Here is a 7,107-nt window from a genome sequence, read left to right as displayed (position 1 = left end):
GCTAGCGGGCTTTTCCGCCCCGCACTCAAGTGCGGGGCTACCAAGCTATCCTTTTTTGTGAGCGTTAGCAACAACGGCGCCAAGCACGTCGATCCGGTTGTCACTCAACCCGGCTGGATCCCTGACAGGTGGACAAAGCACCCTGGCAGTTGCCTACCAGAGCAAACCTTAGCACCCGAGTCTCTTTCCACTCAGCAACAACAGCAAAGAAGTAGAGCATCAGCGCGAGCAGAGGGATCAGCGACGACGCACCCTATCTCTTTGGCTGACGAAGACGATGGCGCCGAAGAGAAGCCCCAGCACCACTGCGCCGTACACCAAGCTCCAGAGAAAATTAGCCAGTGAGGGAGTCATAAAAAGAGTTTCCTCCTCGTGCGACTATCAACCACTCAACTATTTCCCGATTATACTGGTCTTTGTCGCTCAACCCAGAGACAGACGCATTGCCGACTATTTCGCCTGGTACTCTAGGGGCACCTCCTCTAGGGTTTGGCTGGTGCCGGCGAAGGGGTTATCTGGAGTTAAAAAGAGCATACAGTGGCATTCCTTTCGCTCCCGCATGGGTACACAGGGGCAGTTCCAATAGCCGGCTTTCACTTCCGCCTCTTTGTCTTCATAAAAACGACAGGGGCAGAGCGGAGCGCCCAATTGCTCTTTGTGCAGAGCCAAGCCCTCGATCACCGCTGTCGTAATCGTAGGATCAGAGCAGAAAAAAGTGTCGGTACGTTTGGCGTAGGTTTCTGCGAAATGCCGCATCACCTCAAAAGTCTTCTGGGAGGCCTTGTTGTAACCACGACTTTCCATGACGATTCTCGGAAGGGAACTGACCGGCTGTTGCTGGTAATGAGGCTCACAGCTTCTTCCGGCCACACTTTCTGAAGTTAATACAGATGTGCGTATGCCGGGATCCTGCTGATTCTACAGACCTCCCCCGAAGTCGGACAAAGCTGTATCTTGCTCTTCGTTGTACTGCAGACTTTTAGAGAAGACAAACAGTGACAGCCGTGCTGTTACACAAGGCAACATTGTTTGGACTTGGCAAGACCCCGCCCTAGGGTACTCTACAGGATCACGCTGACCGGGATCCCTTTTCTCAGGGCACGACCAGCACCGGGCAGGGAGCAAGGTCGATGAGGCGGTGGCTGACGGAGTTGTTCTGCCCCTCGGCAGACAGGCTGAGGCTGCGGGATCCCATCACGATCAGGCTGATCTCCAGCTCGTCCGCCACGTCGCAGATGACGAAGGGTACTTTTCCCTCGCGATACTCGCTCTTGACGCTGTTGATGCCGATTTACTGCAGGCCCAGCTCCGTCTGTTTGGGCAGGTTCTGAATGTTCTGCCGGGCTTGTTCTGCTCGCTCCGCGTCAAGCTCCATGTTGTCCAGTACCGAGAGCAAGTACACCCGACTTTTGCAGCGCTGCGCTAGGTCTGCCACCAAGGGCAAGGCGTGGCTGGTCTCGCGCGAGTTGTCGATGGGAAAGAGCAGCTTGTCGAACCTAGTCGCGGATCCCCCGCTTAAGCCCGGCTCGACCCCTCCCATTTTACTTCTAGCGGGGAGCCGGGTGGACGCCGTCTCTCTGGGGGCGCTGTGGGCGGCGATGAGATCCCTATGGCATGAGAGCTCTTTCTGTCTGTTTGGAGGGTTAGAGCCACCAACAATCTGCGGGGGTTGGGGGTTGCTGACAAAACTCGCAGTTGAGCTAAGGACAAAGGCCAGTCTTTCAGGCAAGGCTGGTCTGCAATTGCTGCAGCTTTTGCCAGAAATCCATGATTTTCAAGTTGACCAAACTTGGAAAAGAATAGTGAAAAAAGTGTCGCCCCCCAGGACAAAACCACATTTGATCCCCTGGCTTTAAGTAGTTTCCCCACTGCTCCAGCGAAGCAGGATCCACAATGGGATCATCCTCGCTGGCGCAAACCAACATCGGCACCGGCACTTTCTGGGCTGGAATCGCTACCACCTGAAATAGGGAATGAGGTATGGGGGAAGTGTCTAAATCTTTAGCCAGGGCGCGGGAGAGTGAGCGCGCTCGCCACTGTTCTGAAGCTGGCAGAAGGCTCTGAGCTATACGCACCAGGAGCTGTTCTCGGCTACAGCAAAACATTTTTCGTTGCACGTAGAAATGGGCATGCCAGGTGGCGGCAGGCTGACTGCCTACAGCCAGCAGGGTTAGAGACCGTATCCGCTGGGGGTAATAGTAGGCAAAAAGATAGGCAACCACCCCGCTCAAGCCGTGGCCGATGAGATGTACCGGTCGATCCCAAGCTTTTAGGTATTCGTATAGCAGCGTCACGACTGTCTCCAAACTACAGGGCTCATCCTGGGTTTGGTGATACTCCCAGTAGGCTACACGGAAACATTTTCCCAGGGATCCCAACAGAGGCCGATCGAAAAGCTTTAGACTGGGAGAAACGCCCAAATAAAGTGCTTCAAAAGAAGGCGCAGAAGCGGAACCTAAGCTCATTTTAGCCATCCCATTTCGACGGTCGAAAGATTAAAGTTGCTGGCTGACAAAAGCTTCATAAAAAAGGGTTATCGGATCCAGAAGCCGGCAGGCAAAAGGTAGAGCCAGATCTCGACAGAGAGAAGGGGATGAGGATCTCCCCTCCCTGCTTTGAGAAGCCTCAACCCTCCTTTACAGCCCCGGCAAAATCTGGGCTACCACATCGCCGCTGCCCAGGAGCATGTAGGCAAACAGGGCACCGCCAACGCCGCCCACCAGAAACCCTCCGGCCAACTGGCTCCAACCGGCGCGGGTGCGCAAGTTTTCCGGCAAATCCTCAGAGCCTGCCGGCACGCGCACCGGCTGAGGGGATCCCTGCGATTCGGCCATCAGTTGCACGCCCGGCGTCGGATAGGCCACCTCGCCGTAGGGGGTATTGACCACTGCCACCAGCCGCGAGCGAGGAAAGGACACCCGTCCGTAAATGGAGAGACAAACCGTCAGGATCAGCACCAGGCCGATGGTCGCCAGCGTCCCTGCCGTCAGGGCCTGCTCCGAATTCCGCAGCGGACTCAACTTGTAAAACGGCCCCACCAGGAAGTACCCATGAGCCATGCCGATCTCCAAGCCGCGCAAAAAAGGAGAGAGGCCCTCCCGGTAGATGGGCAGGTTTTGCAGCAGCAGCAGGGTGAGATCGCCCCGGTTTACCGGCGTGTCCAAGTTGCCCACCTGCGGATCTGTGGCTCGCACCCAGCCCCCGTGCTGGAAGTCAAAGCCGCTGGCTGCCGCCCGCGCCCGGATGGCATGCCAGATGTGCCCCGCCAAAAACAGGATCCCCAAGACAAAGTGGGCTGTGGCCAACCAGGTGCGGCTGCTCACCACACCCATCTCGTCGGCAGCCAGCCCCAGCGGCCCGTAGAAAGCCACCGGATAGGCGATCTCGTTGACGCTGACAAAATAGGCCGCCAAGATGCCCATGTAGGCCAGGGCCCCCAGGCTGTAGGAGAGGTAGGCTTCGCCCGAGTAGATCAGCACCTGCTTGGCCCAGGCAAAGGGCCGTGTGGCTATGTGCCACCATCCCCCCAGCACACAGAGCAGGCCGACATAGATGTGCCCTCCCACCAGATCTTCCAGATTGTTCACGGCGGCCATGCCCTGCTGGCCCATGAGCGGCGTCAGGTAGGCAAAGATCCGCAGCGGATTGAGGGTGGGATCCGTAACTACGCGCACGCGGCCCAGTTGAGCATCGTACAGCCCTCCCCAGAAGAGCGCTTTGGCCACCAGCAACCAGGCCCCCAGCCCCAGCAGCAGCAGGTGGATCCCCAGGATGGTGGTCATCTTGTCGTCGTCTTCCCAGTCGTAGCCGAAAAACTCGGCAAAGGTTTCTCCCTTGGCCAGCACCTCCGGCCCCAAAAGGGCGTGGAAGATCCCTCCTGCCCCCAGCACCGCCGAGGCAATCAGGTGCAGAACGCCCACCACAAAAAAGGGATAGGGATCCGTGGCCACCCCCTCTGCATTCACGCCGATGCCCAACGTGGCCAAATGGGGCAGCAAGATCAGCCCCTGGCTGCCCATGGGCTGAGCCGGATCCCAGTGGGCCACCTCAAACAAAGTCATGCCGCCGGCCCACAGCATGATCAACCCCGCATGGGCCACGTGGGCCCCCAGCAGCTTTCCGGACAGATTCACCAAGCGAGCATTGCCCGCCAGCCAGCTCACCTGAGGGGATCCCTCAGCAGAGGTAGGCGATGAAGATAGAACTGCGCCAGTCATGACAAACTCCCACAGTATCCACAACAAGCTAAGAAGCCGAGTTTGAGATTACAGATTGAAGAGTGTTTTGAGTTTGGCCGTCCACTCTTTAATTCGTTTTTCCGTCAGCTCCGGCTGATTGTCTTCATCCAGAGCAAGGCCGACAAACTCGCCGTTAACCACTCCCTTGGACTCATTGAACTCGTAGCCTTCTGTAGGCCAGGAGCCGACGTTTTTTCCGCCGCGCTCGGCAATTTTTTGGGTCAGGATCCCCATGGCATCTTGAAAGTTGTCGGGATAGCCCAACTGATCCCCAACTCCAAAATAGGCTACCGTCTTACCGGAAAAATCGATTTCATCCAAATAGGGGAAAAACCCATTCCAATCGGCCTGCAGCTCCCCGATATTCCAAGTTGGACAGCCGATGATTAAGTAGTCGTACCTATCAAAGTCCTCAACCGTGGCCTCGGCAATGTTGATCAAATCTACATTGTCTTCGCCCAGCTCTTTTTGGATCATCTCAGCGGCTCTCTCGGTATTTCCGGTTTGAGTGCCGAAAAATAGACCTACTTTTGCCATTGCTCCTACCTCGAAACTGCAAGTGCAAAGCTCAAAATCAGATGGCTAGATTGCCGTTAGGCCTGCTGCGCTGCAAGTTCTACTCTGCCGGTACGGAAATTGAACCCTCGCGCTTTCAGGGCATGGAACAGGTGGCCCTGAAGGAAGAAAAAGGCCAGCCAAAAATGGGCATTGGCCAGCCAAACCCTAGATGTGAGAGCTCCCCCTTGCTCAAAGAAGGGATAGCGATCCAAGCCCACCTGCAGCAGCGGCCCATAGAAAACTTCGGGATAGACCACTGGGTTAACGGCAACGAAATAGGCGGCAATAAATCCCATCAAGGCCAAAGCTCCCAAGCTGTAGGAAAGATAAGCTTCCCCAGACCAGATAAAAATCCGTTCTGCCCAGGCAAAAGGCTTGGTCGCGATATGCCAAACCCCACCTGCCACCAGGAGCAAGCCCAGCCAGAGGTGGCCGCCCACCACGTCTTCTAAAGTGTCCACCCCGGCGATCCAGTGGCGCCCTTCTATGCCCAACAGGTGGCCAAAGGGGTTCCAGTTGGGAGACACCAGGCGCACCTCTCCTGCCACCGGGTCGAACAAGCCGCCAAACACCACTGCCTTGAGCACCAAAAGCCAGGCTCCCAATCCCAGCAGCACCAGGTGGATCCCTAGGATGGTGGTCATCTTGTTTTTGTCTTGCCAGTCGTAGCTAAACAGGGGAAAGGCTTTGGGATCCAGCACCGCCGGCCCGCGCAGGGCATGAAAAATGCCGCCAAACCCCAAAAAGGCAGAGCTGATGAGGTGGATCGCTCCCACCGCAAAGTAGATATCCGTATCCAGGACTTCCCCGCCGGATCCCACCCCCAGCCCCAAGCTGGCCAGGTGGGGCAAGAGAATCAGCCCCTGCTCATACATCGGTCGGCTGGGGTCAAACTTGGCCAACTCGATCAGGGTCATCGCCCCTGCCCAGAGAACGATCAGCCCGGCATGGGCCACATGCGCCCCCAGCAGCCGGCCAGAAAGATCGGTCAAACGGGCGTTGCCCGCCCACCACGGGATCTGTTGTTGCGAGCTAGATCCCCCTTCTTGCTTGAGTGTCGTCGCTGTCATCTCCGCTCCTCTTGCGTTTCTAAACAAGCTTTTCTAGGAAAAGGCCAGAGACCTTGCCCCAGGCCCGCCTCTGGCCGCACGGACACATCCTTTCGAGACACGTAACCAACTGTTGAGAGTAAATCTCAACAGCGAGCTGTGACCTACTCTAGGCTTCTTGCAAACAAATATCAATGTCTTTAGAGTTAAGTTTTGTTAAGAGTCGGACTTGTATCCGCCCATAGCCCCACCTGGGGAAGCTGCAGATGGAAGCTGGCCCGCAGAGGGACGAGCCGGGCGATCCGGTGGCAGCCGGTGATAAAAATCTCTCCCTTCTTAAGATTGAGTCGCAATAGCTGGATTACAATCAAGCCAAAGTTGGCCAAGTCGAGGGCAAAGGAGTCGGAGGAGATGTCGAGGTATCTGAAGCTGTGGACGGGGATAGGGCTTTATGTTCTGGTCAGCGGGGCCGCTTGCGGGGAAACCCAAAAGGATCCCTCGGCTGCGGGCGGCGGGGATCCACCGGCCCTGAGCCAGGCTTCGCCTCAGCAGGCAGCTCAAATGAACCCGGAGTGTCGGCCTATCCCGGTGGATGGCGGCGGCGAGGGTGGGGAAGAAGGGGCAGGCTCTCGCCGGCCAGCCGTTGTGCTCTCTCCTGAGCAGCGGTTTCAGGATCGGCAGATTTTGCTCGACTTTGCCGATCAGGTGGTGATCCCTGCCTATGAGCAGTTGGTCGCCGATACCCAGGCCCTGTCTCAGGCCATCCAGGCCTTCGTGCAAGATCCCAATGCCCAGACTTTGCAAGCGGCTCGCCAGGCTTGGTCTGTTGCCCGCATCACTTGGGAGGAGAGCGAGGCTTTTGCCTTTGGGCCGGCGGCTTATTTGGGGCTGGATGCGGATTTGGACGAATGGCCCCTGAACGAGGTGGAGGTGCTGGAAGTTCTCAACAGCGGCGATCCCCTCACTCCAGAGACCGTGGCCGAGTTGGAAAGCGGGCAAAAGGGATTTCATGCCGTGGCCTTCTTGCTCTTTGGCGTGGATAACAACAAGTCTTTGCAAGACTTTACCGAGCGGGATCGGGAGTACTTGGCTGCCCTTGGCCCAGTTTTGGCGGATACGGCGGCAAAGCTGCTCAAAAGCTGGACAGAGGGAGTGCAAGGGCTGCCTGCTTTTCGCGAAGAATGGGTAAAAGCCGGCGAGGGCAGCAAGAGTTACAGCCTTTTAATTTAAAATAGGGTACAGGTATTCAAGAGGAAGGAGAG

The 7,107-nt window shown here is 56.9% G+C and carries 7 protein-coding genes and 1 pseudogene; 1 reads left to right on the top strand and 7 read right to left on the bottom strand.

All coding sequences use genetic code 11. The annotated features are described in order from the left end of the window. Positions 1–237: 237 nt before the first annotated feature. From NW855_RS05805 to NW855_RS05775, 7 genes and pseudogenes are all read right to left on the bottom strand, one after another. Positions 238–354, bottom strand: coding sequence for a photosystem II reaction center X protein (locus NW855_RS05805; RefSeq protein ID WP_011431389.1), 117 nt, complete (start codon positions 352–354; stop codon positions 238–240). A gap of 96 nt (positions 355–450) precedes the next feature. After that, positions 451–804: a ferredoxin-thioredoxin reductase catalytic domain-containing protein gene (locus NW855_RS05800; RefSeq protein WP_011431390.1), complete on the bottom strand. Its 354-nt coding sequence runs from the start codon at positions 802–804 to the stop codon at positions 451–453. A 289-nt stretch (positions 805–1,093) separates the two neighbouring features. Next, positions 1,094–1,540, bottom strand: a pseudogene (locus NW855_RS05795) (universal stress protein). A gap of 181 nt (positions 1,541–1,721) precedes the next feature. Continuing rightward, positions 1,722–2,294 carry an alpha/beta fold hydrolase gene (locus NW855_RS05790; RefSeq protein ID WP_228375351.1) on the bottom strand — a complete coding sequence of 191 codons (573 nt, stop codon included), beginning with the start codon at positions 2,292–2,294 and terminating at the stop codon, positions 1,722–1,724. Between the two features lie 342 nt (positions 2,295–2,636). Next, positions 2,637–4,217 carry a chlorophyll a/b binding light-harvesting protein gene (locus tag NW855_RS05785; protein WP_011431392.1) on the bottom strand — a complete coding sequence of 527 codons (1,581 nt, stop codon included), beginning with the start codon at positions 4,215–4,217 and terminating at the stop codon, positions 2,637–2,639. A 48-nt stretch (positions 4,218–4,265) separates the two neighbouring features. Next, complete coding sequence (fldA, locus tag NW855_RS05780) at positions 4,266–4,775, bottom strand: flavodoxin FldA (protein WP_414402951.1); 510 nt, start codon at positions 4,773–4,775, stop codon at positions 4,266–4,268. Between the two features lie 56 nt (positions 4,776–4,831). Beyond that, positions 4,832–5,866 (bottom strand): chlorophyll a/b binding light-harvesting protein, encoded by a 1,035-nt coding sequence (locus NW855_RS05775; protein ID WP_011431394.1) that lies wholly within the window; start codon positions 5,864–5,866, stop codon positions 4,832–4,834. A 390-nt stretch (positions 5,867–6,256) separates the two neighbouring features. Here NW855_RS05775 and NW855_RS05770 point away from each other — a divergent pair, with 390 nt between their 5' ends. Next, a complete protein-coding gene (locus tag NW855_RS05770) occupies positions 6,257–7,075 on the top strand; it encodes an imelysin family protein (RefSeq protein ID WP_414402952.1) in 819 nt (272 codons plus the stop codon). The last annotated feature ends 32 nt before the right edge of the window (positions 7,076–7,107 follow it).

The sequence above is a fragment of the Synechococcus sp. RC10B2 genome (genome assembly GCF_047502635.1).
The sequence above is the reverse complement of the archived record's forward strand: the minus strand, read 5'-3'. Positions and strand labels throughout refer to the sequence as shown.